Source organism: Fodinicurvata halophila, assembly GCF_042651425.1.
GTDB classification, from domain to species: domain Bacteria; phylum Pseudomonadota; class Alphaproteobacteria; order Kiloniellales; family DSM-21159; genus Fodinicurvata; species Fodinicurvata halophila.
In genome coordinates this window covers 530085-553795 of the sequence record NZ_JBHSCW010000001.1, presented here as the reverse complement: position 1 = coordinate 553795, position 23711 = coordinate 530085, and the positions used below count along the sequence as shown (strand labels likewise).

The 23711-nt window shown below is 65.2% G+C and carries 22 protein-coding genes; 15 read left to right on the top strand and 7 right to left on the bottom strand.

Going from position 1 to position 23711, the window contains the following annotated elements:
- Nucleotides 1–14 precede the first annotated feature (14 nt).
- The 5 genes from ACFOW6_RS02600 to ACFOW6_RS02580 all read right to left on the bottom strand — a co-directional run bounded on the left by ACFOW6_RS02600 (nucleotide 15) and on the right by ACFOW6_RS02580 (nucleotide 5166).
- The gene (locus tag ACFOW6_RS02600) at nucleotides 15–773 is read right to left on the bottom strand and encodes an ABC transporter ATP-binding protein (protein ID WP_382420764.1); all 759 of its coding nucleotides are present in this window, start codon (nucleotides 771–773) and stop codon (nucleotides 15–17) included.
- Nucleotides 770–1531 (bottom strand): ABC transporter ATP-binding protein, encoded by a 762-nt coding sequence (locus tag ACFOW6_RS02595; RefSeq protein ID WP_382420763.1) that lies wholly within the window; start codon nucleotides 1529–1531, stop codon nucleotides 770–772. Before ACFOW6_RS02595 ends, ACFOW6_RS02600 begins: the two co-directional genes overlap by 4 nt.
- A gap of 3 nt (nucleotides 1532–1534) precedes the next feature.
- Nucleotides 1535–2695, bottom strand: coding sequence for a branched-chain amino acid ABC transporter permease (locus ACFOW6_RS02590; RefSeq protein ID WP_382420762.1), 1161 nt, complete (start codon nucleotides 2693–2695; stop codon nucleotides 1535–1537).
- 3 nt (nucleotides 2696–2698) lie between these two features.
- Nucleotides 2699–3715, bottom strand: coding sequence for a branched-chain amino acid ABC transporter permease (locus ACFOW6_RS02585; RefSeq protein ID WP_382420761.1), 1017 nt, complete (start codon nucleotides 3713–3715; stop codon nucleotides 2699–2701).
- An 89-nt stretch (nucleotides 3716–3804) separates the two neighbouring features.
- Nucleotides 3805–5166, bottom strand: coding sequence for a substrate-binding protein (locus ACFOW6_RS02580; RefSeq protein WP_382420760.1), 1362 nt, complete (start codon nucleotides 5164–5166; stop codon nucleotides 3805–3807).
- Between the two features lie 208 nt (nucleotides 5167–5374).
- Between ACFOW6_RS02580 and ACFOW6_RS02575 the strand changes: the two genes are divergently transcribed.
- Both ACFOW6_RS02575 and ACFOW6_RS02570 read left to right on the top strand, forming a co-directional pair.
- The gene (locus ACFOW6_RS02575) at nucleotides 5375–6952 is read left to right on the top strand and encodes a short-chain fatty acyl-CoA regulator family protein (protein WP_382420759.1); all 1578 of its coding nucleotides are present in this window, start codon (nucleotides 5375–5377) and stop codon (nucleotides 6950–6952) included.
- 83 nt (nucleotides 6953–7035) lie between these two features.
- The gene (locus ACFOW6_RS02570; RefSeq protein WP_382420758.1) at nucleotides 7036–7419 is read left to right on the top strand and encodes a response regulator; all 384 of its coding nucleotides are present in this window, start codon (nucleotides 7036–7038) and stop codon (nucleotides 7417–7419) included.
- A 7-nt stretch (nucleotides 7420–7426) separates the two neighbouring features.
- On the opposite strand, the gene ACFOW6_RS02565 is transcribed toward ACFOW6_RS02570, so the two are convergent.
- Both ACFOW6_RS02565 and ACFOW6_RS02560 read right to left on the bottom strand, forming a co-directional pair.
- Nucleotides 7427–8128 carry a GntR family transcriptional regulator gene (locus ACFOW6_RS02565; protein WP_382420757.1) on the bottom strand — a complete coding sequence of 234 codons (702 nt, stop codon included), beginning with the start codon at nucleotides 8126–8128 and terminating at the stop codon, nucleotides 7427–7429.
- On the bottom strand, nucleotides 8125–9489 hold the full coding sequence (locus ACFOW6_RS02560; RefSeq protein ID WP_382420756.1) for a formimidoylglutamate deiminase: 1365 nt from the start codon (nucleotides 9487–9489) through the stop codon (nucleotides 8125–8127). The genes ACFOW6_RS02565 and ACFOW6_RS02560 overlap by 4 nt, the downstream gene beginning before the upstream one ends.
- 117 nt (nucleotides 9490–9606) lie before the next feature.
- Here ACFOW6_RS02560 and hutI point away from each other — a divergent pair, with 117 nt between their 5' ends.
- From hutI to ACFOW6_RS02495, 13 genes are all read left to right on the top strand, one after another.
- Nucleotides 9607–10776: an imidazolonepropionase gene (hutI, locus tag ACFOW6_RS02555; RefSeq protein ID WP_382421005.1), complete on the top strand. Its 1170-nt coding sequence runs from the start codon at nucleotides 9607–9609 to the stop codon at nucleotides 10774–10776.
- Complete coding sequence (gene hutH / locus ACFOW6_RS02550; protein ID WP_449267345.1) at nucleotides 10773–12311, top strand: histidine ammonia-lyase; 1539 nt, start codon at nucleotides 10773–10775, stop codon at nucleotides 12309–12311. The genes hutI and hutH overlap by 4 nt, the downstream gene beginning before the upstream one ends.
- Entirely contained in the window at nucleotides 12308–13132 is an 825-nt protein-coding gene (gene hutG / locus ACFOW6_RS02545; RefSeq protein WP_382420755.1) for an N-formylglutamate deformylase, read from the top strand. Before hutH ends, hutG begins: the two co-directional genes overlap by 4 nt.
- Entirely contained in the window at nucleotides 13125–14807 is a 1683-nt protein-coding gene (gene hutU, locus ACFOW6_RS02540; protein ID WP_382420754.1) for a urocanate hydratase, read from the top strand. Before hutG ends, hutU begins: the two co-directional genes overlap by 8 nt.
- A 78-nt stretch (nucleotides 14808–14885) precedes the next feature.
- Nucleotides 14886–15977, top strand: a complete 1092-nt coding sequence (locus ACFOW6_RS02535; protein WP_382420753.1) for a TRAP transporter substrate-binding protein — start codon at nucleotides 14886–14888, stop codon at nucleotides 15975–15977.
- 60 nt (nucleotides 15978–16037) lie between these two features.
- Nucleotides 16038–16562, top strand: coding sequence for a TRAP transporter small permease subunit (locus ACFOW6_RS02530; RefSeq protein ID WP_382420752.1), 525 nt, complete (start codon nucleotides 16038–16040; stop codon nucleotides 16560–16562).
- A complete protein-coding gene (locus ACFOW6_RS02525; RefSeq protein WP_382420751.1) occupies nucleotides 16559–18109 on the top strand; it encodes a TRAP transporter large permease in 1551 nt (516 codons plus the stop codon). The genes ACFOW6_RS02530 and ACFOW6_RS02525 overlap by 4 nt, the downstream gene beginning before the upstream one ends.
- A gap of 98 nt (nucleotides 18110–18207) precedes the next feature.
- A complete protein-coding gene (locus ACFOW6_RS02520; RefSeq protein WP_382420750.1) occupies nucleotides 18208–19128 on the top strand; it encodes a DMT family transporter in 921 nt (306 codons plus the stop codon).
- A 138-nt stretch (nucleotides 19129–19266) separates the two neighbouring features.
- Nucleotides 19267–20148: an NAD(P)-dependent oxidoreductase gene (locus ACFOW6_RS02515; protein ID WP_382420749.1), complete on the top strand. Its 882-nt coding sequence runs from the start codon at nucleotides 19267–19269 to the stop codon at nucleotides 20146–20148.
- Between the two features lie 125 nt (nucleotides 20149–20273).
- Nucleotides 20274–20681, top strand: a complete 408-nt coding sequence (locus ACFOW6_RS02510; protein ID WP_382420748.1) for a hypothetical protein — start codon at nucleotides 20274–20276, stop codon at nucleotides 20679–20681.
- Complete coding sequence (locus tag ACFOW6_RS02505; RefSeq protein ID WP_382420747.1) at nucleotides 20678–21532, top strand: alpha/beta fold hydrolase; 855 nt, start codon at nucleotides 20678–20680, stop codon at nucleotides 21530–21532. Before ACFOW6_RS02510 ends, ACFOW6_RS02505 begins: the two co-directional genes overlap by 4 nt.
- Before the next feature lie 64 nt (nucleotides 21533–21596).
- On the top strand, nucleotides 21597–22775 hold the full coding sequence (locus tag ACFOW6_RS02500) for an ABC transporter substrate-binding protein (protein ID WP_382420746.1): 1179 nt from the start codon (nucleotides 21597–21599) through the stop codon (nucleotides 22773–22775).
- 69 nt (nucleotides 22776–22844) lie between these two features.
- Nucleotides 22845–23708 carry a branched-chain amino acid ABC transporter permease gene (locus ACFOW6_RS02495; RefSeq protein WP_382420745.1) on the top strand — a complete coding sequence of 288 codons (864 nt, stop codon included), beginning with the start codon at nucleotides 22845–22847 and terminating at the stop codon, nucleotides 23706–23708.
- The last annotated feature ends 3 nt before the right edge of the window (nucleotides 23709–23711 follow it).

Genomic DNA, 23711 nt, shown 5'->3' with positions numbered 1-23711 from the left:
TGCCATGATCTGGTCTAGACGGCCAGGTACTGGTCGCGCAGCTCCTTGTTGTCGAGCACCTCCTGGGAGGTGCCGTCGAAGACGATCTGTCCGTTGTCCATGATGAGGGCCCGGTCGGCCAGTTTCAGGGCGGCAATGGCATTCTGCTCGACGATGATGGTGGTGATGCCCAGCGACTTCACGTTCTGCAGGGTTTTCTCGATCTCCTGCACGATGACCGGCGCCAGCCCCTCGTAGGGTTCATCCAGCAGCAGGATCTTGAGATGGCGGGCCAGGGCACGGCCGATGGCCAGCATCTGCTGCTCGCCGCCCGAAAGCGTGGTCGCGTCCTGCTCGTGCCGTTCGCCCAGGCGCGGAAAGAGTTCGTAGATGCGCTCGATGGTCCAGCCGTGGGGCTCGGCGATCTGGGCCAGCTCCAGGTTCTGCCCCACGGTCAGGCCGGGCAGGATACGGCGATCCTCCTGGACCAGCTGCAGTCCCAGGCGTGCGGCCTGCCAGGATTTCATCTCGTGCAGCGGCTGGTGGTCGAGCCAGATCTCGCCGCCGTGAAGCTCCGGCTCGCTCATGCGGGCCAGGGTGCGCAGCGTGGATGTCTTGCCCGCCCCGTTGCGGCCCAACAGGGCGACGATCTCGCCTTCACGTACGTCCATGTTCACGCCCTGCACGATATAGCTCTCGCCATAGTAGGCGTGGACATCCCAAGCGGAGAAGAACGCCGGAGCGGACCCCCGTGCCGTGACGGGTTTGCTGGTAGGCACCTGTACCGAGCTCATGGCTGCTCTCCTCCGAGATAGGCTTCCTTGACCTTGGGATCGTTGCGGACCTCTTCGGGCGTGCCCTGGGCGATTATGGCGCCCTGGGCCAGGACGCTGATCCGATCGGCCAGACTGAACACCACATGCATGTCGTGTTCAATGATGACCTTGGTCATGCCGCGTTCCTTGATGTTCTTCAGCAGGTCGATGGTCCGATTGGTATCGTGCCGCGACATGCCGGCCGTGGGTTCGTCCAGCAGAACCAGCTTCGGGTGCTGGACAAGGCACATGGCCAACTCGAGCCGGCGCTTGTCGCCGCGGGACATGGCACTGGCCAGCTGGTCCTTGTGCTGGATCAGATCCAGATCCTTCAGGGTGTGCTCGGCCTCCTCGAGGATGTCCGGTTCGTGATAGAGGCTTTTCAGGATCTTGAAGTTGAACTGGCCGTCGCGCTTGGCCAGCGCCGGGACCATGGCGTTCTGCAGAAGGGTCAGGTCCGGGAAGATCTCCGGGGTCTGGAAGACGCGGGCGACTCCCATCTGGTTGATCTCGTAGGGACGTTTGCCGGTCAGTTCATGCCCGTTGAATTTCACGTGTCCCCGAGTGGGAGGGAGTCGGCCGACGATCACATTCAGCAGGGTCGACTTGCCGGCGCCATTCGGTCCGATGATGGCGTTCACCGTGCCTTCCTCGATCTGCAGATTGATATCGCTGAGTGCTTCAAGGCCCCCAAAGTTCTTGTCTACCCCAGCGACATCGAGAATGACATTCCCCATGGATCAGGCCTCCTCCGACGAGCTTTTCTGTGTCTGATGATGCTGTCGCTTATGCCGCCCATGGCGGATCAGGCGCCAGGTGCGCTGGATGCCTTCCATGATTCCGCCGGGCAGGAAGATCACGATCAGCATGAAGACCAGGCCCAGGGTAAGATGCCATCCTTCGCCCACGAAGAGGCCCAGGAAGGCGGTAATGATCTCCGCCAACCAGTCCGGCAGGAAGGAGAAGGCGGTCATCAGGACATTCTCGTTGAAGGCGGAGAAGATGTTCTCGAAATACTTGATGACTCCGGCGCCGATCAGCGGGCCGACCAGGGTGCCGGCCCCGCCCAGGATGGTCATCAGCACCACTTCACCCGACGCCGTCCACTGCATGCGCTCGGCTCCGGCCAGCGGATCGGTCACGGCCATCAGCGAGCCTGCCATGCCGGCATACATGCCCGAGATGACAAAGGTCGTCATCAGGAAGGGGCGTGTATTGTAGCCGGTGTAGTTCATGCGCGTCTGGTTGGACTTGATGGCCCTGAGCTTCAGGCCGAAGGGCGAGCGGAAGATCCGGAGCGCAATGAAGAAGGCGATCAGCATGAACACGGCACAGATGTAGAAGCCGGAGAAGCCGGCGGCCGTGATCCCGAAGATGTCGGGAAAGGGCAGTGCGGACGTCGCCTCTATGCCGAACATGCGATCCAGGATGCGCGGATCGTCCTGGCTGAGCTGCAGGCCGGTCTCGCCGTTGGTGATGGGCGTCAGTACCGAGTAGGCCAGGTTATAGGACATCTGGGCAAAGGCCAGTGTCAGGATGGCGAAGTAGATGCCGGCCCGGCGCAGGCAGACGAAGCCGATCAGGAAGGCGAAGACGCCGGAGATCAGCGTGCCGAAGATGACCGCCGGTATGACGTTCATGGTGAGCAGCTTGAAGGACCAGACGGCGGCGTAGGACCCGATGCCCAGGAAGGCGGCGTGCCCGAAGGAGAGATAGCCGGTCAGGCCGAACAGCAGATTGTAGCCGATGGCCAGGATGCCGTAGATCATAAAGGTCTGCAGCAGGTCCGGGTAGGAGGCCCCGAAAGGCTGCAGCCAGATTGGCATGGTCAGCACCACGGCCGAGAGCACCAGCATGTAGATCAGGTCCTGGCGGGGAGAGGCTATATCGGTGTTTATCATTCTTCAGCCCTCCATCACGCCGCGCCGTCCCATCAGGCCGCGCGGGCGGGCCAGAAGGATCACGACGGCAACAAGGTAGATGATGATCTGGTCGATGCCCGGAAAGATATCCTTGACCGCGGTCATCGAGGCGAAGGACTGCAGGAGGCCCAGGAGGAAGCCCGCCGCCACGGCACCGGGCAGCGAGCCCATGCCGCCGACCACGACCACCACGAAGGAGATCACCAGGAATTCCATGCCAAGGTGATAATCCGGCGGCAAAATGGGGGTGTACATGACGCCGGCCAGACCGGCGACGATGGCAGCAATGCCGAAGACGATGGTGAACCGCTTCTCGATGTTGATGCCCAGCAGTTCCACAGTTTCGCGATCGGCCATGCCGGCCCGTACCACCATGCCGTAGGTGGTGAAGTGCAGGAAGGAAAAGACGGCGCCGATGACGATCAGCGAGAAGGTCAGGTAGATCAGCCGCCACCAGGGATAGGCGATGGACTCGCCGATACCGAAGATCATGCTGAGATCCGCCGAGCCGGAGACGATTTCAGGGGCGGACTGCGGAATGGGGTTGGCCCCGAACATGAGCTTGAGGATTTCCTGCAGCACGACGGCCAGGCCGAAGGTGACCAGGATCTGTTCGGCATGGGAGCGCCTGTAGAAGAAGCGGATCAGCCCTCGCTCCATGATCACCCCGATCAGCAGCATGACGGGTATGGCAACGATTATCGACAGCGGCACCGACCAGTTGATGATCTGCGTGCCGATGTCACCGAACCAGATTTCCAGGTAGGGCGTTTCCTTGTAGGCCGCGAAGGCGGTCACCGACTCGTCCTTGACCCGTGCCGAGATGGAGAGAAGGGCGTTGAGGGAGACCGCAACGAAAGCGCCGAGCATGAAGATGGCGCCATGAGCAAAGTTCACCACGCCGAGCGTGCCGAACACCAGGGTCAGGCCAAGGGCAATCAGGGCGTAGGCCCCGCCTTTGTCCAGACCATTCAGGATCTGAAGGAGTATCGCGTCCATGGGTTATCCGCCGCAATTGGAACTGCTGCCGAGGAGGGCATACGACAGGGGGCCTGCCGCCCGGCAGGCCCCCGTGGTCGCACGGAGTATCAGACCTTGTAGGGTCCCAGTTCGCCCTCGAACATGTCGGCCGGGTACTCGACCTGGGAACGGGGCACCTGCTGAACGACCTCGAGAATGTCGAACTCGCTCTGCGGGTTTTCCTTGCCTCGCACAACCAGGACATCCTTGAAGCACTGATGGTCCTCCGCCCGATAGAGTGTCGGGCCGTTGCCCATGCCGTCGAACTCGAAGCCTTCGAGCTGGCGGATGACTTCCCAGGGTGCGAAGGTGCCGGCCATCTCGCAGGCATTGGCATAGAGCAGGGTCTGCACGTAGCAGGTATGAGCCGCCTGGGACGGCGGGAACCCGTACTCCTCGCCGAAGGACTTGACGAACGCCTGGGAGCCTGCGTCATCGAGCGACCAGTGCCAGTTGGTGGTGCCCAGAATGCCCTTGGCGGCATCGCCCGCGCCCTGGGCCATCAGGCGGGAGTAGAGCGGGACCACGATGACGAAGTCCTTGCCATTGACCACACGCTCCTTCATGCCGAACTGCACAGCCTGGCTGAGCGAGTTCACCATGTCCTTGCCATAGTGGTTCAGGATCAGGACGTCGGCGTCGGAATCCTGCACCGGCGTCAGGTACTGCGAGAAGTCGCCGGCGCCTACCGGGGTCTTGACGGTCTCCACCGTCTCCCAACCGAGGTTCTCGGTCGCGGCCCGGATCGATTCCTCCTGGGTCCAGCCCCAGGTGTAGTCCGCCGTCAGGTGGTAAGCCTTTCGATCGTTACCGTATTCATCTTCCAGGATCGGTGCGATTGCCTGGCCCGACATGTAGGCATTGAAGAAGTGGCGGAAGCCATAGCGCCGCCGATCCTTGCCGGTGGTGTCGTTGGAGTGGGTCAGTCCCGCCATGAAGATCACGCCCATCTCCTGGCAGAGGCTCTGCACGGCGATGGCCACGCCGGAGGACGAGCCGCCGGTGACGATGAGAACGTTGTCACGCTCGATCATGCGGCGTGCCGAGGAACGGGCAGCATCGGACTTGGTCTGGGTGTCGCCGGTCACGTACTCGACCTTCTTGCCGAGAATGCCGTTCCCGCTGAGTTCGGAGGGCTGCATGGTGTTGATCATGCCGCCGTCACCCTCGCCGTTCAGGTGCTTCACGGCCAGTTCGTAGGCGCGCAGTTCGTCGGCGCCCTCGTCGGAGTAGGGACCGGTCTGGGGCACGTTGAAGCCGAGGACCACGCTGCCGCTGTCACCGGGATCGCCCCGGAACTCCTGTGCAAAGGCGTTGCGCACGAAGTGCATGGGCGCCGTACCTCCGAGCAGGGCGGCACCGGTTGTGGCCGCCGTACCCGCAAGGACCGAGCGCCTCGATACCTTTATGGAATCCTTGGTTTTCGACATCTGTTTTTCCTCCCTCATCCGCTTACGGATGCTGTTTATTGGAGTGCGCGGCCGGTTCTTGCGCAGGACATTCTCTTTATCCGGCCCAGCGCCAGCATGGAGGTGTAGTGAAAAAAAATCAATAAAGTTTTGATTATAAAAACTTTTTCTGTAAAAATAATAGCAGGGAAAATGAAAATCTGTAAATCCTGTGAAAGGGGGCGCTGTCATGTCCCGTCAAGTTCCCGTTGGCCACCGGCTTCGCCGACACCGCAAGGATCTCGGGCTGACCCAGATGGCCCTGGCCGAGGCGATAGGGATCTCGCCGTCCTACCTGAACCTGATCGAGCACAATCGGCGTCCCATCGGGGGCGGCCTGCTGATGCGCCTGGCAGATGCGCTCGGCCTCGAGCCAGGTGCCCTCTCGGGCTCGGAGGACGGGCGCCTGCTGGCCGACCTGGGGGAAATGACGGCGGATCCCGTGTTCGAGGAGGCCCCCCTGGATCCAAAGGAATTCTCGTCGGCCATTGCGACCACGCCGGCGATGGTCAGGGGTTTGCTGGCGCTCTATCGGGCCTACCGGTCCTCCCTGGACGAGGTGGACATCCTCTCTGAGCGGCTCAGTCACGATCCTTTCCTGGCGGATGCCAGCCACTCCGTACTGACGCGGATTACGGCCATCCGCACGGTGGCGGAAATCTTTCACAGCTACGACGACCTGGAGCCCGAGCAGCGCGCTCATTTCAACCAGACCCTGATGCGCGAGTCCGAGCGTCTTGCGGAATCGGCCACCGAGATCTTCAATTTCCTGGAACGCGGCTCTGCCGGCCGGCGGGCCGTCAATCCCGCCGAAGAGGTCGACGACCTGCTCTATGACAACAACAACTACTTCCCGGAGCTCGAGGAGCGTGCCGAGGGCCTGCGGAAGGCGGTGGACCCCGACGGCGGCCTGTTCCTGACGGACCTGATCCTTCACCTGGAAGCGCATCACGATGTGCATGTAGAGCGTCTGCCCTCGGAGGAGCTGCCCTCGCGCGGCCACTACTGGAATCCGGAGCGCAGGATCTTCCAGCTCTCGCGGGCCCTGCCGATCACCTCGTCGCGATTCCTGGCGGCCCGCCTGATCTGCCGGCTGGAGGCCGCCGAAGAAATCGAGGCGGTGGTTGGGCGCGCCCATCTGACCTCGGAGACCGCCCGGGAACGGGCTGCCGAGGCCCTGATCTCCTATACAGCGGCAGCCCTGCTGTTCCCATACGAGGCCTTTCGCGAGGCCGCACTGGACCTGCGCCATGACATCGAGATGCTGCAGCAGCGCTTCGCCGCCAGCTGGGAGCAGGTCTGCCATCGTCTGACAACCCTGCGCCATCCGGGACGTGAGGGTGTTCCCTTCCATTTCCTGCGCACGGACATCGCGGGCAACATATCGAAACGCTTCTCGGCCTCCGGCCTGCAACTGCCGCGCTACAGCGGTGCCTGTCCGCGCTGGGCGGTGCACGAGGCCTACCTGACACCGGATCGGCTGGTGACCCAGTACGTGCGCCTGCCGGATAACACGACCTATCTCTTCGTCGCCCGTGCCGTGCGTCGCGGCGGCGGTGGCTATTGGGCGCCCCAGGCCGTGCATTCCGTCATGATCGGCTGCGATACTGCATTCTCGAAGGATATCGTTTATGCTGACGGCCTGCCGCTGGACAATCCGGATGCAGCCGTTCCCGTCGGTATCGGATGCCGGCAGTGTCCGCGTGTCGACTGTCTGCAACGGGCCTATGACCAGGCCGAGCCGGCCCTGGAAGGCGGTACAACCTGAAATCGGGGTTTATAACCCTCACGCGAAGCGGCTAGAATAACCAGAACGACTGCGCAGACAGTCGGAGGATTTAGGGGGGCAAGGTGGCCCGGAAATCAACGGTCCTGATCGCAGAAGACGAGAACACCATCGCCGAATCATTGAGCTTCCTGATGCAGAAGCAGGGCTTCGAGGTCGGTGTGGCGAAGGACGGCGATGCGGCCATCGCCATGGCGATCAGGGACGTCCCCGATATCCTGTTGCTGGATATCATGATGCCCGGATGCGACGGGTTCGAGGTGGTGCGCACCCTGCGCGGCGATGCGCGCACCCGAGGCATTCCCATCATCATGCTGACCGCGCGCATTCGCGAGGTGGACCGCCGCAAGGGGATCGAACTGGGTGTCGACGATTTCGTGACCAAACCCTTCTCGACCACCGATGTCGTTGCCCGCGTGAAATCCCTGCTGGCACAGAGGCCGGCCTAGAACAGGTCTAGAGTTCCGTCACCATGCTGTAGTCGGCGCGATAGGACATGCGTACGAAGGTGATCGGGCTGCAGGCGAGCCATGTCGTGCGCTCGACGATGAACAGGGCACTGCCTTCGGCCACCTCCAGCAATTCCGCTTCGCGCGGCGTGGCATTGGCGGCCGAGAAGAGGATGCGACCGTGCGAGTAGGGTACTTCCTGGACAAGCCATTCGTTGGCGCTGAGCCGGTCCAGCGGGGCCTCCAGAATGCCGGGGGCGGCCGGGATGTGCACCCAGCGATCCTCGAACTGGAAGGGTCGCTGATCGGCCAGGTGCATGCAGGAGACGTGGAGCATATCGGCATCGGCGGGAAGCTCCAGCCGGGCCTGCACCGTGGGCGTGGGGCCGGCGCGTGTCCGCTCGACCAGGTTGTAGCCGTAGGCCGCGCCCCGGCTCTCGATCTCGTGACGCGTGATGGGAATGTCGAGCACGGCCTTGCGCACAGGGTTCAGGGCGACCCGCGTGCCGGCCCGGCGCTTGCGTTCGAGAATGCCGGTCTCCGCCAGCTCGCGCAGCGCCCGGTTCACCGTGGCCCGGGCACAGCCAAAGGCTTCGGCCAGCTCCATTTCGCCGGGGATCAGCGTGCCTGGCGGCCATTCGCGCCCCTGGATGCGCTTCATGATCTCGGCCTGCACGGCCTGGTAGGAATTGATCTGCGCCTGGCTCACAGGGATGCTCTCAATCTGGCGAGAACAGCGCGGTAGCGGGCCTCGATCGTCTCTCGCGCCTGGTGTCGCCCGCCCTGGACAATGTGGCGGCCGGCCGACCAGACATCCTCGACCAGGCAATCGTCGCCGGCAAAGATCCAGGTATCCAGGATCTCGTCCCCCCGCGCACCCATCAGGGCCAGGCTGTTGCCGTCGAGACAGACGATGTCGGCCAGATAGCCGGCCTGCAGTGCCCCACAGGCGCGCCCCAGGGCCCGGGCCCCGCCAGCCAGACTCGACTCATAGAGAAAGCGCCCGGCGGAACGCGTCCCGTCAGCCAGGATGACGCGCCCCTGGTCCTTCAGGCGCTGGCTGTATTCCAGGCTGCGCAGTTCCTCGGACAGCGCGATGCGCACGTTGGAATCCGTCCCGATGCCAAAGAGCCCGCCGGCGGCAGTGTAGGCGCGGCCTTCGAAGATGCCGTCGCCCAGGTTGCTCTCGGTGATGGGGCACAGCCCGGCCACCGCACCGGATGCCGCGAGTGCGGAGGTCTCCTCCGGTGTCATGTGAGTGGCATGAACCAGGCACCAGCGGGCGTCTACCGGCAGGCTGTCCAGCAGCCAGTCCACGGGACGCCTGCCATAGGTTTCCTCGACGGCCGTGACCTCGGCCATCTGTTCGGCGATATGAATATGCACGGGGTCGGTGGGCCTGAGCTCGCTCGCCTGGGCCAGCGCCTCGGGCGCTACGGCGCGCAGAGAATGGGGTGCGAGCCCCAGCCGGGCATCCTCGGGCAGGGACTTCAGTCCCTCGGCGGTATCCTCCAGCAGCCGTGCGAAGCGCTCCAGGTCGTTGCCGAAGCGTTGCTGGGCCGTCTCCAGCGGACGGTTGTCCAGGCCGCCGCGGCTGTAGAGCACGGGCAGATGCGTGAGGCCGATCCCGCTTTCCAGGGCGGCCGCCTGGATGCGCCGGCCCGTCTCGGCGAGCTGGCCGTAGGGGGTGCCGTCGGGCTGGTGATGCAGGTAGTGGAATTCCGCGACGGAGCCGTAGCCGGCTTCCAGCATCTCCATGAAGGCCAGGGCGGCAATGGCTTCAATGTCCTCGGGCGTCAGCTGCTCGAGAAAGGTGTACATCAGCCGGCGCCAGGACCAGAAGGAATCCTGGCCGTCCGGTCCGCGCCGTTCGGTGAGGCCCGCAAGTGCCCGCTGGAATGTGTGACTGTGCAGGTTGGCGGCGGCCGGGACGGCGCAGGCGGTGGTGTCCGCCGGAAGCTCACAGCCACTCCTGACCTCGGCAATGAGGCCATCGTCCCCGATGTCGATTTCCACAGCGTCGCGCCAGCCGTCCGGCAGGAGGGCCTGGCGCGCCCGGATCGTTTCCATGGCCGCTCCCGAGGGTGATGTTGACAAATATGTGCAGACATATTCATATTATGTCAAGTTCATTGAGGGGAGGCAGTCTTGGTCGATTGCGTGCTGACCGGGGGACGGGTGGCCACCATGACGAAAGGTGGTGCGCCCTATGGCCTTATCGAAAACGGTGCACTGGCCTTGCAGAACGGCCGGATTGCCTGGGTGGGGCCGGCCGATGCGCTGCCCTCTGCCTGGCAGGAACTGCCTCAGGAAGCTCTCGGGGGACGCCTGGTCACGCCCGGCCTGATCGATTGCCACACCCATCTGGTCTACGGCGGGGATCGCGCCCGCGAGTTCGAGATGCGCCTGGAAGGCGCATCCTATGAAGAGGTGGCCAAGGCCGGCGGCGGTATCCTTTCCACCATGGAGGCCACGCGTGTCGCCAGCGAGGAGGAGCTGGTGGCAGCGGCCCTGCCGCGCCTGGATGCCCTGATCGCCGAGGGCGTCACCACGGTGGAGATCAAGTCCGGCTATGGGCTGAATATTGCGGACGAGATGAAGATGCTGGCGGCGGCCCGCCGGCTGGGAAAGGCACGCGCTGTCCATGTGGAGACGACCTATCTGGGCGCCCATGCCCTGCCGCCCGAGTACAAGGGGCAGGCCGACGCCTATATCGACGAGGTGGTCTTGCCCGGACTGGAGCAAGCGGCCGAGGCGGGCCTGGTCGATGCCGTCGACGGGTTCTGCGAGAAGATCGCCTTCTCCACGGCGCAGATCGAGCGCGTCTTCCGGAAGGCCCGGGAGCTGAACCTTCCGCTCAAGCTGCATGCCGAACAATTGTCCAACCAGGGTGGCACGGCGCTGGCCGCAAGCTATGGCGCGCTGTCGGCCGATCATCTGGAATACCTGGATGACGCCGGCGTGAAGGCGATGGCCGAGGCCGGAAGCGTGGCGGTCCTGCTGCCCGGCGCCTTCTATACCCTGCGTGAAACACAGCTGCCGCCCATGGACCTGCTGCGCCAGGCCGGCGTGCCGCTGGCGCTGGCGACCGACTGCAATCCCGGGTCCTCGCCGCTGTTCTCGCCGCTGCTGGTCATGAACATGGCCTGCACGCTGTTCCGCATGACGCCCGAGGAGGCGCTGGCCGGCCTGACCCGCGAGGCCGCGCGGGCGCTGGGCCTGTCCGACGACATGGGCACCCTGGAATTGGGCCGGCGCGCCGACATCGCCATCTGGGAGGTGGAGGAGCCTGCCTCGCTGGCCTATCGCATCGGCTTCAATCCACTCTACAAGCGGATCAGCGGGGAGCAGGCATGACACTGACGCTGACACCGGGAGCCGTAAGGCTGGCCGACCTGCAGGCCATCCTGTTCGAGGGACAGGCCGTCCGGCTGGATGCGCAGGCTCGCGATGCCGTCGAGGCCAGCGCCGCGCAGATCGAGCGGGCGGTCGAGGCCGGAGCTCCGGTCTATGGTGTCAACACCGGCTTTGGCAAGCTGGCCAGCGTGCGCATCTCGAAGGAGGATACTGCCGCCCTTCAGCGCAACCTGATCCGTTCGCACTGCGCTGGCGTGGGCGAGCCCCTGGACCACGAAATCGTGCGCCTGGTCATGGCCCTGAAGCTGGTCTCCCTGGGCCGCGGCGCCTCGGGCGTGCGCTGGGCGCTGATTGAACAGCTGCAGGCGATGCTGGAAGCCGGCGTACTGCCCGTCATTCCGGCCCAGGGCTCGGTGGGCGCTTCCGGCGACCTGGCGCCCCTGGCGCACATGGCGGCGGCCATGATGGGTGAGGGCGAAAGCTATTACGGCGATGCCCGGATGAAGTCCGCCGAAGCGCTGCAGCGGGCGGGTCTTACGCCCCTGACCCTGAGGGCCAAGGAAGGCTTGGCGCTGATCAACGGCACCCAGGTTTCCACCGCCCTGGCCCTGGCCGGGCTTTTCCGCGCCTGGCGGGCCGGCCTCTCCTCCCTGGTCACGGGCGCGCTGTCTACCGACGCGGCCATGGGCTCCAGCGCCCCCTTCCGTGTCGAGATTCACGAGCTGCGCGGGCAGCCGGGACAGATCGATGCCGGCGCTGCGCTGCGGCACCTGCTGGCGGACTCGGAAATCCGCGAAAGCCATCGCGAGGGCGACGAGCGGGTGCAGGATCCCTATTGCCTGCGCTGCCAGCCTCAGGTCGCGGGTGCGGCCTTCGACCTTTTGCGCCAGGTCGGACGCACGTTGGCGATCGAGGCCAATGCTGTCACCGACAACCCGCTCGTTCTCGAGGACGGCTCCATCGTCTCGGGCGGAAACTTCCATGCCGAGCCCGTGGCCTTTGCCGCCGACCAGATCGCGCTGGCCGTGGCCGAACTGGGCTCGATCGCCCAGCGGCGCATCTCGCTGCTGGTGGATCCGGCGCTGAGCTTCGGGCTGCCGGCCTTCCTCTCGCCCAACCCGGGTCTCAATTCCGGATTGATGATCGCCGAGGTGACCTCGGCCGCCCTGATGAGCGAGAACCGGCAGCGGGCGCATCCGGCCTCGGTGGATTCCACACCCACCTCGGCCAACCAGGAGGATCATGTCTCCATGGCCTGCCACGGCGCCTACCGCCTGCTGGCCATGACGGCGAACCTGGAGCGGATCATCGGGATCGAGGCGCTGGCCGGCGCCCAGGGCGTGGAGTTCCGGGCGCCGCTGAAGACCGGGCCACGATTGCGTGACGCCATGGAGGTGATACGCCGCTCGGTGCCGAGCCTGACCGAGGACCGTTACCTGAGCGACGAGCTTGAAACCGCGGCGCGCCTGACGGCGGAGGGCGCGCTGCTGGCCGCCCTGGAAGGGCAGGTGCCGCAGCTGGAGGAGGTCTCATGACGGCCGTTGAGGTGGAGCGCGGCGACAGCCCGGTGGTGCTGAGCTATCCGCACAGCGGGACCGACCTGCCCGAGGCGATATTCCAGCGCCTGAACGCGCGCGGGCAGCAGCTGGCCGACACTGACTGGCACATGCCCCGACTCTATAGCGGGTTGCTGGAGAACGCGACCCAGGTCAAGGCGCTGTTCCACCGCTATGTCATCGATGCCAACCGCCCGCCCTCGGGCGAGTCCCTCTATCCGGGCCAGGCGACCACGGGCCTGGTGCCCGAGACCGATTTCGACGGCAATCCCATCTGGCGTGACGGCGAGGTTCCGGACGATGCGGAGGTGGCCGAACGCCGCCAGGCCTTCCACGAGCCCTATCACGCCGCCATCACGCAGGAACTGGAGCGCATTCGCGCACACCATGGCTTTGCCATCCTCTATGATTGCCATTCCATTCGCTCGCGCGTACCGCGCCTGTTCGAGGGGCGCCTGCCGGACTTCAATATCGGCACCAACAACGGGGCCTCCTGCGCGCCGGTCCTGGAGCAGCGGGTGGCCGCGGTCTGTGCCGCGGCCGAGGGCTACAGCCATGTGGTCAACGGACGCTTCCGGGGCGGCTGGACCACGCGCCACTACGGCCGGCCGCAAGAGGGGTTCCATGCCATCCAGATGGAGATGGCACAGATCGCCTATCTGAAGGACGAGGAACCGCCCTTTGCCTATGACGAGGACAAGGCGGCGGCCATGCGGGGTCATCTCGCCGCGCTGCTGGAAAGCCTGGAACGCGCGGCCCTGGACGGCGCGCTCACGGAGAAGGAACAAGGGAATGCCTGACAGTCGACACAACATCCGCGACGTGAAGAGCCCGCGCGGCCCGGTGCTGACCTGTGGCTCCTGGACCACGGAGGCGCCGTTCCGCATGCTGCACAACAACCTGGATGCCGAGGTGGCGGAGAACCCCCACGAGCTGGTGGTCTACGGCGGTATCGGCCGGGCGGCGCGCACCTGGCAGGACTTCGATCTGATCGCCTCGACCCTGCAGCGCCTGCGCGAGGACCAGACGCTGCTGGTGCAGTCGGGCAAGCCGGTGGGCGTGTTTCCCACCCACAAGGATGCGCCACGCGTGCTGATCGCCAACTCCAACATCGTGCCGCACTGGGCGAACTGGGATCATTTCTCCGAGCTCGATCGCAAGGGCCTGATGATGTACGGCCAGATGACGGCCGGCTCGTGGATCTACATCGGCTCCCAGGGCATCGTGCAGGGCACCTTCGAGACCTTCGCCGAGGCCGGGCGGCAGCACTACGACGGCGAGCTTAAGGGGCGCTGGATCCTGACCGCCGGTCTGGGCGGCATGGGCGGTGCGCAGCCGCTGGCCGCCGTGATGGCGGGGGCCTGCTGCCTGGCGGTGGAATGCAATCCCGACAGCATCGATTTCCGCCAGCGTACCCGCTATCTGGACGAGAAGACCGAGTCCCTGGACGAGGCGCTGGAGATGATCCGGCGCTGGACCGAAGCGGGCGAAGCCAAGTCCGTCGGACTGTTGGGCAACGCCGCCGAGATCTTTCCCGAGTTGGTGCGCCGCGGCGTGCATCCCGACATGGTGACCGACCAGACCTCGGCGCACGATCCGGTCAACGGCTACCTGCCCAAGGGCTGGAGCATGGGCGAATGGCGCGAGAAGCGCGAGAGTCAGCCCAAGGCGGTGGAGAAGGCGGCTCGCGCGTCCATGAAGGAGCATGTCGCCGCCATGGTGGACTTCTGGAACGCCGGCGTACCGACGCTGGACTACGGCAACAACATCCGCCAGGTGGCCAAGGAGGAGGGGCTGGAGAATGCCTTCGCCTTTCCCGGGTTCGTGCCGGCTTATATCCGGCCGCTGTTCTGCCGCGGCATCGGCCCGTTCCGCTGGGCGGCGCTGTCCGGCAACCCGGAGGACATCTATCGCACCGACGAGAAGGTCAAGGAACTGACGCCCGGCAACGAGAAGCTGCACCAGTGGCTCGACATGGCGCGTGAGCGCATCTCGTTCCAGGGCCTGCCGGCGCGCATCTGCTGGGTCGGGCTGGGCGATCGCCATCGCCTGGGCATGGCCTTCAACGAGATGGTGGCCAACGGCGAGCTGGAGGCGCCCGTGGTGATCGGGCGCGATCACCTGGATTCCGGCTCGGTCGCCAGCCCGAACCGCGAGACCGAGTCCATGCGTGACGGCTCGGACGCTGTCTCGGACTGGCCGCTGCTCAATGCCCTGCTGAACACCGCTTCGGGGGCGACCTGGGTGTCGCTGCACCACGGCGGCGGCGTCGGCATGGGCTTTTCCCAGCACGCCGGCATGGTGGTTGTCGCCGACGGCAGTGAGGATGCCGCCCGCCGCTTGGAGCGCGTGCTCTGGAACGATCCGGGTACGGGTGTCATGCGCCATGCCGACGCCGGATATGAGGACGCCCTCGACTGCGCGCGCGAAATGGGACTGGACCTGCCCGCCATTCTGCCGCAAGAGGGAAAGTGAGAGACAACAACAACGAGTGTTCTTGGGGAGGTTCCTGGAGAGCTTCACGTCAACCAACTGAAGAGGGAGAATGAAGAGATGAAAAGACGTCAATTCCTGGCCACCGCCGCTGGCGGCATGGCTGCAACCACCACCTTTTCCGCGCCGGCCATCGCCCAGAACGACGTGCGCCGCTGGCGCATGGTGACGGCCTGGCCGAAGAACCTGCCGGGTCCGGGCGTGGCCGCACAGATGCTGGCCGACCGTATCACCGCCCTGTCGGGCGGACGCATTGAGGTCGAACTCTATGCTGCCGGCGAAATCGTGCCCGGCAGCGGCGTCTTCGATGCCGTCGGCGAGGGCACGGCCGATCTCTACCACGCCGTTCCCTCCTACTGGGGGTCCAAGTCCAAGGGCATCCTGCTGTTCGGCTCGCAGCCCTTCGGCCTGCGTGCTGCCGAGCAGCTTGGCTGGCTGCAGTACGGCGGCGGGCAGGAGCTTTATGACGAGGTCTATGCCCAGTTCGACCTGAAACCCTTCCTGTGCGGCAACTCCGGTCCCCAGTGGGCGGGGTGGTTCAACAAGGAAATCAACAGCGTCGACGACCTGCGCGGCCTGCGCTTCCGCACCACCGGCCTGGCCTCGGAGATGTGTTCGAAGATCGGCATGTCGACCCAGGCCATGGGCGGCGGCGACATGTTCCAGGCGCTGGAGTCCGGTGCGATCGATGCCGGCGAGTTCATCGGTCCCTGGACCGACAGTGCGCTAGGCTTCCACCAGATCGCTGAGTACTACTACTGGCCCGGTGTGGGCGAGCCGTCCTCGGCCGAGGAATGCGCAGTCAACCTGGCCGTCTACAACGACTTGCCCGACGACCTGAAGCAGGTGGTCACCTATGCCTGCCAGAGTCTCTACAATCCGGTCTGGACGGAATACTCGACCCGCCATGCCGAGGCGCTGCGGCAGCTGGTGGACGAGCACGGCGTGAAGGTTCGCAAGCTGCCCGACGAGGTCATGACGGAGATGGGCAACGCCGCCGGCGAGGTTATGGCCGATATGCGCGAGGACAACGACGAGCTGACCCGGCGCATCACCGAGAGCTTCCTTGCCTATCGTGACCTGATCAGCGAATACATGGTTCACGCGGATGGCGGGCAGCTGAATGCCCGGGCGCTGGACTACCAGTACTGATGAACCACTGCGGCGGCGCCCTGAAAGGGCGTCGTCGCAGCCTTCGGGGGCGAGAGCGGCATGAACTGGGTGATGGCGGCCTGTGATGCGATCAACCGGAGCGTTGGTGCCCTGGTGCGCTGGCTGGCGCTTTTCATGGTCCTGCTCCAGTTCTTCATCGTGGTGTTGCGCTATGTCTTTGGCGTCAGCTTCATCTTCCTGGACGAAAGCGTTCTCTACCTGCACGCGGCCTTCTTCATGCTGGGCGCGGGCTATACGCTGCTCGTCGACCAGCATGTCCGGGTCGACATCTTCTATTCCAAGGCCAGCGCACGCGGGCAGGCGGTCATCGATCTGATCGGGCATGTCTTCCTGTTGTTCCCCGCGATGACCGTGCTGCTGATCTTCTCCTGGCCCTCGGTCGCGCGTTCCTGGGCGACTCTCGAGGGGCCGATCTCGGTGGGCGGCATTCCCGCCTCGTTCCTTCTGAAATCCCTGATCCCTGCCTTCTGTGTACTGCTGTTGATCCAGGGAGTCGCCTGTGTCCTGCGTGACTGGCTGCGCCTGCGCGCACAGCCAGTGGACAAGCCGAGGGCGCTTTCGTGACGATTCCTCTCGATATCCTGATGTTCGCGGCGATGATCGGCGCGATCCTGCTCGGCTATCCGGTGGCCCTGACCATTGCCGGCGTGGCGGTGATCTTTGCCGGCGTGGGCGTGGCGACGGGGGCCTTCGACAGCAGCCTGCTGGGCGCGCTGGGCCAGCGGGTCTTCGGGGTTCTGACCAACACCACGCTGATCGCCATACCGCTGTTCGTGTTCATGGGCGTGATGCTCGAGAAGAGCCGCATTGCCGAGGACCTGCTGGAGAAGATGGGCCGCCTGTTCGGCCCGCTGCCCGGCGGGCTGGGCGTATCGGTGGTGATCGTCGGCGCCCTGCTGGCGGCCTCTACCGGCATCGTCGGAGCCACGGTGGTCGCCATGGGCCTGATCGCGTTGCCCACCATGCTGCGCAACGGCTACGACCGCAAGCTGGCCTCCGGCATCATTTGCACCGCGGGAACACTGGGCCAGATCATCCCGCCCTCGACCCTGCTGATCATCCTGGCCGACGTGATGTCCAACGCCTATCAGCAGGCCCAGTACGAAGAGGGCAAGTTCTCCGTCAGCACCCTGTCGGTTGGGCAGATCTTCGCCGCCGCCCTGATGCCCGGGCTGCTGATGGTGGCGCTCTATATCATCTACCTGCTGGTGCGGGCCTGGTGGCTTCCCAACGATGCACCGCCCCTGAAGGAAAAGGTTGCGCGTCCGTCTGCAAAGGAGACGCTGCTGGCTGTGGTGCCGCCTATCCTGCTGATCATCGCCGTCCTGGGGTCGGTGCTGGGCGGTGTGGCAACCGCGACCGAGGCCGCCTCCGTCGGTGCCGTGGGAGCGATGCTGCTGGCCGGGTATCGGATGGGGGGACCGGCACGCCTGATTGCGTTGGGTGCGTTCTGCTTCCTGGTTCTGGCGATTGCCGCAGGGGCGGCGCCCGTGCGCCTGCAGCGCACGGATACGGGCCTGACGGAACTGCTGCAGGGCATCTTCTATGGCGTGCTGATGCTGGGGGGTGCCGCCGCGGTTCTGCTGGCCATCCGCCAGAGCATCCGTGAGAGGATCCTGAAGCCGGTGCTGACCTCGACCATGGTGGTCACGGCCATGATCTTTGCCACCATCCTGACGGCCAGCGTCTTCGCCCTGGTCTTCGTGGGCCTGGGCGGCGACGAGACCATCGAGACGATCCTGACCGCCATGCCGGGCGGGGCGACCGGCGCTCTGATCTTCGCCATGGCCCTGATCTTCATCCTCGGCTTCTTCCTGGATTTCGTCGAGATCAGCGTGATCGTGCTGCCGCTGCTGGCGCCGCCGCTGATCCTGCTGGGCCATGACCCGCTGTGGCTGGCCGTCCTGATTGCCATCAACCTGCAGACATCCTTCCTGACGCCGCCCTTCGGCTTCTCCCTGTTCTATTTCCGCGGTGCGGCCCCGCCGGAGGTCACGACGGGGCAGATCTACCGCGGCGTTATGCCCTTCATCGGCCTGCAGATCGTCGCCGTGATCATCATCTGGAACATCGAGGCGATCGCCACCTGGCTGCCGTCGCTGCTGTACTGAACAGGGGCCATTCTGGTCTGTCCGGACAGAACGTTGTTTCCTGGCGTCGGCGGCCCTAGGGTGAGGCAACGCCCACCTGCACGTTCCCGGAGATCCAAGTGACCCTTCAGACCTTGCCGGTTCTGCCGCTGATACTGGCCTTCGTCCTGCTGTGGAACTCGGGTTTCATCGGCGCGGAATACGGCCTGCCCTATGCCCAGACCTTCACCCTGTTCTTCTGGCGCTATGCGGCGCTTACGCTGCTGCTGCTGGCGGTGCTGTGGTTGCGCGGCCGCAGCCTGCGCCTGCCGCCGCGCCAGGCGGCGATGGTCGGGGTGATCGGGATCCTGGCTCATGGCGTCTGGCTCAGCTGTGTTCTGCTGGCGATTGCCCGCGGCGTGCCCGCCGGAATCGTCGCCCTGATCGTGGCTCTGCAGCCGCTGACGACCGGGGCCTTGTCCGGGGTGCTCACCGGCGAAGCGACAAGCCGTATTCAATGGCTCGGACTGCTGCTCGGTTTTGCCGGCGTGGTGGTGGCCGTGGGCGCGCGCCTGCAAGACGGAGAGGTGCCACTGAGCGGCTATCTGCTGCCCTTCGGCTCGGTGGTGGCGATCACGCTGGCGAGCCTGGTCAGGCGCCGGCAGGTGCTCGCCGGTGAGACCCTGCCGCTGGACCTGGACCTGTTCTGGCAGAGCCTGGCCACCATGCTGGCCCTGGCCGTGCCGGCCGTCCTGCTGGAAGGCCTGGAGACCGAGTGGACGCTGCCTCTCGGCGCGACGCTCGCCTGGCTCGTGCTGGCGGTCTCGCTGGCGGCCTATGGGCTGATGTGGATCCTGATCGAGCGCCTGGATGCAACCCGGGTGGCCAGCCTGTTCTACTTCGGCCCTCCGGTAACCATGGTGATGGCCTGGCTGGCCTTCGGCGACCTGATCCTGCCGAGCGACCTGCTCGGTTTTGCCGTGGTCCTGGCCGGTGTCGCGTTGGTGCACCTGAGTGCCCGGAAAAGGCCGGCCCCGGGCTCTCCCGCGGCGAAGGGGTGACTGCCCGCAGTCGTGTCTTCGCGTACGCGCCTTGGACCGACAGGTCCCGGTTCCGGCTCTCCTGTCCGCTTTGAGTGTTGCACTCAATGAAATAGCGTTCTATTTTGCGCAAAACTTTGGTTGCGGGGAGAAGCGAGCATGGCGCAGGCGCGCATCGGTTTCATCGGCCTTGGCGTGATGGGTGAGCCCATCTGCCGGAACATACTCACCGGCTCGGGACTGGACTTCACGGTTTTCGACCTGGCCGAGGCGCCGCTGGAGCGCATGGCGGAGCGTGGGGCGCGCGTAGCCGCGAACCTGTGCGAGGTCGTCGAGTCCAGTGACATCATCTTTCTCTCCCTCCCGGGGGGTCCCGAAGTCGAGAAGATCGTCCTGGGCGAGGAGGGAGTGCTGGCAAGCGGGCGAGCGGGTCAGTGCGTCATCGACCTGTCCACGACACCGGTGGATCTGACCCGGGAGCTGGCGGGCCGGCTGGCCGAGAAGGGGCTGCGCTTCGCCGATGCGCCCGTGGCTCGCACGCGACAGGCCGCCGAGGACGGAACGCTCAGCATCATGGTGGGCGCCGACGCGGCCTTGTTCGGGGACGTCCGGCCGCTGCTTGCGCATGCCGCGACGGAGGTCACGCACTGTGGCGACGTGGGCTGCGGCCAGGTGGTGAAGATCCTCAACAACATGGTGCTGTTCGAGACCGTCGTCGCCCTGGCCGAGGCGCTGACCATCGGCGAAGCGGCCGGCGTCGATCGCACGACACTGTTCGAGACCCTCTCCAAGGGCTCCGCCGACAGCTTCGCCCTGCGCAATCACGGCATGAAGGCCATGCTGCCGGACAATTTCCCGCAAGGTGCCTTCCCGACCGATTACGCCATCAAGGACTGCAGCTATGCCCTGGCCCTCGCCGAGCATGTGAACCTGAAGGCCCCCGGAGCCAATCACGCGCTGTCCATGTTGAAGACCGCCCGCGCGGCCGGTTTCGGCAAGGAGTATTTCCCGGTCCTCGCCCGCGTCACCGGCAAGGACTGATATCCGCCCAGCCCAGCATGGGAGCGGACCGCAGGCCGTGAACGCAGAAACGGGTTGCATTCCTCTTCAGGATACGGTCTATTAAGCAGAATAAAGTTCTGAACAACGGAACACCGGGGGAGGACATGCCCGAAAACCCGCAGGCGCTGTGCAAGCAGGCGCTTGAGTCGATACCCGAGCGACTGGAGAGCGACGCGCACCTGCAATGGCAGGGGCGGCGCTTGAACTGCTGCTTCCTGGTGGGGGTCGGCGAGACACCGTACTATTTCGATGTCGCGCAGGGGCGCATTGCCGCCATGACCCGGGGGCCGGTCCTGATGCGCTCCTGGGACTTTGCCCTGAAGGCGCCGGCCGAGGCCTGGCTCGGCTATTGGGCGGCGATCCCGAAGCCCTGGTACCACGACCTCCTGGCGCTCTCGAAGGCCGGCAAGCTGACCATCGAGGGCAACCTCCATCCCCTCATGTCGAACCTGCAGTACATCAAGGACCTGCTTGCCCTGCCGCGCGGAACCGTGCTGGGAGGTGAGGCATGACCCCCTATGTCGAGCCCGTTGTCGGGCGCTACCTGCACCTGGAAATCGACGGCCGGTCGCAGCGGCTCTATTACGAGGAGGCGGGCGAGGGCATCCCCTTGCTCTGCCTGCACACGGCCGGTGCCGATGGCCGGCAGTTCCGCGCGCTGGTGAACGACGAGGAGATCACCCGGCATTTCCGCGTGATCGCCTTCGACCTGCCGTGGCACGGCAAGTCCAGCCCGCCGGCCGGATACCATAAAGAGGAATACCGCCTGACCCGGGAGCTCTACGTCAAGACGATCCTGGCCGTCAGTGAGGCGCTGGGACTGGATCGCCCCGTGGCCATGGGCTGTTCCATCGGCGGGCGCATCGTCCTGAACCTGGCTGCGGACCATCCCGAGCACTTCCGGGCCCTGATCGGCCTGCAATCCGCCGATCACCAGACACCCTGGTACGACACCGACTGGCTGCACCGCAGCGACGTACACGGCGGCGAGGTCTGTGCCGCCCTGATCTCCGGCCTGATCGCGCCCGGCGGCCCCGAAGAGGATCGCCACGAGACGCTCTGGCACTACCTGTCCAGCGGTCCCGGCATCTTCAAGGGCGATCTCTACTTCTACCGGGTCGACGGCGACCTGCGCGAGGTGACGCCGCGCATCGATACCGCGCGCTGTCCGCTGTACCTGCTGACCGGGGAGTACGACTTCTCTTGCACGCCGGAGGATACGCAGCGTACGGCCGAGCGGATTCCCGGTGCCCGCGTGACCGTCATGGAGAAGCTGGGCCACTTTCCGATGAGCGAGAACCCAGAGCAGTTCCGGCAGTACCTTTTGCCTGTGCTGCAGGAAATCCGGACCGGCGCACCTTAGCAGTCCGATGCCGGTTCGTGAGTGTGAGAAACCCGATAACCAATTCCTGGGAGGAAACCTGAAAATGAAAATCAAGAGTACACTGGCGCTGGCCGTTGGAGCGGCCATCGCGTTCTCCGCGCCACCCACCGTCGCGCAGGAGAACAAGACCCTCAAGATCGGTGCATTGGTGACCCTGTCCGGCGCCGGCGCCAGTTGGGGTCGCGGCATGCTGGAGGCGACCGAACTCGCGGCAAGCAAGTACAACGAGGCCGGCGGCATCGAGGTTGGCGGCGAGACCTATGACATCGAGGTCATCGCCTACGACGACAGCTACAAGGCCAACGAGGCCGTGTCGGCCGCCAACCGCCTCGTCTATGACGACGAGGTGAACTATATCATCGGCACGGTTGGCTCCGCGCCGATCCTGGCGATCCAGCCGATCACCGAGAAGGAGGGCGTCATCACCATGACGCTCGGCTTCACCAGCGAGGCGCTGTCCCCGGACAAGCCCTACACCTTCCGTCCGAACCTGACGACGGCCGAGGTGGCACAGCCGCAGATCGACTGGGTCGTGGAAAGCCAGGGCATCGAGACGGTCGGCGCGCTGTTCCCGAACGACGAAACCGGCGAGGCGATCGCCAAGGATGTCTCGGCCGCCTATGGGCGGGCCGGGGCCGACATGTCCGCCATCGAATTCTTCGAGCGCGACCAGGTGGACTTCGTGCCGCTGCTGACACGCATCATGTCCCAGGGCGTGGATGCCATCGAGCTGGACGGCAACTCGCCGGAAACGGCGGGTCAGATCGTTCAGCAGGCCCGAGACATCGGTTTCGAGGGGGCTATCATCCGCACCGGCGGTCCGGCCACGGCCGAGATCGTGAACGTGGCGGGCGCCGAGGCCGCGGAAGGCATGTTCGTCCATGCCGGCCTGGACCCCAGCAAGGAGTCCGTGAATGCCTACATCACGGAGTACGAGGAGACCTTCGAGCACTCCATGAACGGCTTCAGCCCCTTCTTCTACGACGGTGCGAACATGCTGTTCCAGGCCATGAAGGACGCCGGCACCGTCGAGGATACCGATGCCGTGCGCAAGGCGCTGGAGAGCATCGAGTCCTACGAGGGCGTGCTGGGCGAACTCTCCTGGACGGGCGAGGAGCGCTACGGCATCGCGCATCAGATCGACGCTCCCTTCTATGTGGCGCAGGTGCGCGGCGGGAAGGAAGAGATCGTTGCGACCTGTGACCTCGAGGGCTGCGAGTAAGCTCCGGTCTTGGTGAAACCGGCCGCCGGGTGAACGGCACCCGGCGGCCCATTGCAAGGGCGTGCCACCGTGAGTTTCCTGATCATCCAATCCCTGGTGAACGGGGTCATCCTGGGGTTGCTCTACCTCCTGATGGCGATCGGCTTCACCCTGGTTTTCGGCATCATGCGCGTGGTGAACTTCGCGCATGGCGAGTTCTACATGCTGGGGGCCTTTGCGGCCTATTTCGCCTTCGCGGTGGCCGGCCTGCCCTATCCCGTGGCCGTGGCCGGCGCCTTCGGTGGCGCCATCGTGCTGGGGGCGATCATCGAGCGCGTGGTCTTCCGCCCTTTCCGGGGGGATGAGCTTTCGGGCATGATCGCCTCGATCGGCCTGGCGCTGGTGCTGCAGAACCTGGCGCTCATCGCCTTCGGTCCCGATCCGCTGTCCATGCCCAGCCTGGTGTCCGGCGCCTACAACTGGGCCGGCATCATCCTGCCCAAGTCGCGCCTCGTGGTGATCCTGGGCTCCATGGTGATCCTGGCCATCTTCTATGTCTTCCTCATGCACACACGTACGGGTCGCGCCCTGCGGGCCCTGGTCCAGGACCGCGAGATCGCGGCCGCCTATGGCGTGCGTGTCGAGTTGATGTATCCGCTCGGCCTGGCTCTGGGCGCGGCGCTGGCGGCCATTGCCGGCGCCTTCATGGCGCCGCTGTTCGGGGTTTCCCCCTTTATCGGCAGCACGCCGCTGCTCAAGGCCTTCATCGTTGTCATCCTGGGCGGTCTGGGCAGCATTCCCGGCGCCGTGATCGCCAGCATGCTGCTGGGCCTGATCGAAAGCACGACCGGTACCTTCTTTGGCGCCTCGACAGCGGATATCGTAGTCTTCGCGCTCGTCATCGCCGTCCTGCTGGTGCGTCCGTCGGGCCTGCTTGGTCACAAGGAGGCCTGATCC

Coding starts and splice junctions, on each gene's coding strand:
- ACFOW6_RS02600 (WP_382420764.1), bottom strand. CDS start 773: ATGAGCTCGGTACAGGTGCCTACCAGCAAACCCGTCACGGCACGGGGG.
- ACFOW6_RS02595 (WP_382420763.1), bottom strand. CDS start 1,531: ATGGGGAATGTCATTCTCGATGTCGCTGGGGTAGACAAGAACTTTGGG.
- ACFOW6_RS02590 (WP_382420762.1), bottom strand. CDS start 2,695: ATGATAAACACCGATATAGCCTCTCCCCGCCAGGACCTGATCTACATG.
- ACFOW6_RS02585 (WP_382420761.1), bottom strand. CDS start 3,715: ATGGACGCGATACTCCTTCAGATCCTGAATGGTCTGGACAAAGGCGGG.
- ACFOW6_RS02580 (WP_382420760.1), bottom strand. CDS start 5,166: ATGTCGAAAACCAAGGATTCCATAAAGGTATCGAGGCGCTCGGTCCTT.
- ACFOW6_RS02575 (WP_382420759.1), top strand. CDS start 5,375: ATGTCCCGTCAAGTTCCCGTTGGCCACCGGCTTCGCCGACACCGCAAG.
- ACFOW6_RS02560 (WP_382420756.1), bottom strand. CDS start 9,489: ATGGAAACGATCCGGGCGCGCCAGGCCCTCCTGCCGGACGGCTGGCGC.
- hutI (WP_382421005.1), top strand. CDS start 9,607: ATGACGAAAGGTGGTGCGCCCTATGGCCTTATCGAAAACGGTGCACTG.
- hutH (WP_449267345.1), top strand. CDS start 10,773: ATGACACTGACGCTGACACCGGGAGCCGTAAGGCTGGCCGACCTGCAG.
- hutG (WP_382420755.1), top strand. CDS start 12,308: ATGACGGCCGTTGAGGTGGAGCGCGGCGACAGCCCGGTGGTGCTGAGC.
- hutU (WP_382420754.1), top strand. CDS start 13,125: ATGCCTGACAGTCGACACAACATCCGCGACGTGAAGAGCCCGCGCGGC.
- ACFOW6_RS02535 (WP_382420753.1), top strand. CDS start 14,886: ATGAAAAGACGTCAATTCCTGGCCACCGCCGCTGGCGGCATGGCTGCA.
- ACFOW6_RS02530 (WP_382420752.1), top strand. CDS start 16,038: ATGAACTGGGTGATGGCGGCCTGTGATGCGATCAACCGGAGCGTTGGT.
- ACFOW6_RS02515 (WP_382420749.1), top strand. CDS start 19,267: ATGGCGCAGGCGCGCATCGGTTTCATCGGCCTTGGCGTGATGGGTGAG.
- ACFOW6_RS02510 (WP_382420748.1), top strand. CDS start 20,274: ATGCCCGAAAACCCGCAGGCGCTGTGCAAGCAGGCGCTTGAGTCGATA.
- ACFOW6_RS02505 (WP_382420747.1), top strand. CDS start 20,678: ATGACCCCCTATGTCGAGCCCGTTGTCGGGCGCTACCTGCACCTGGAA.
- ACFOW6_RS02500 (WP_382420746.1), top strand. CDS start 21,597: ATGAAAATCAAGAGTACACTGGCGCTGGCCGTTGGAGCGGCCATCGCG.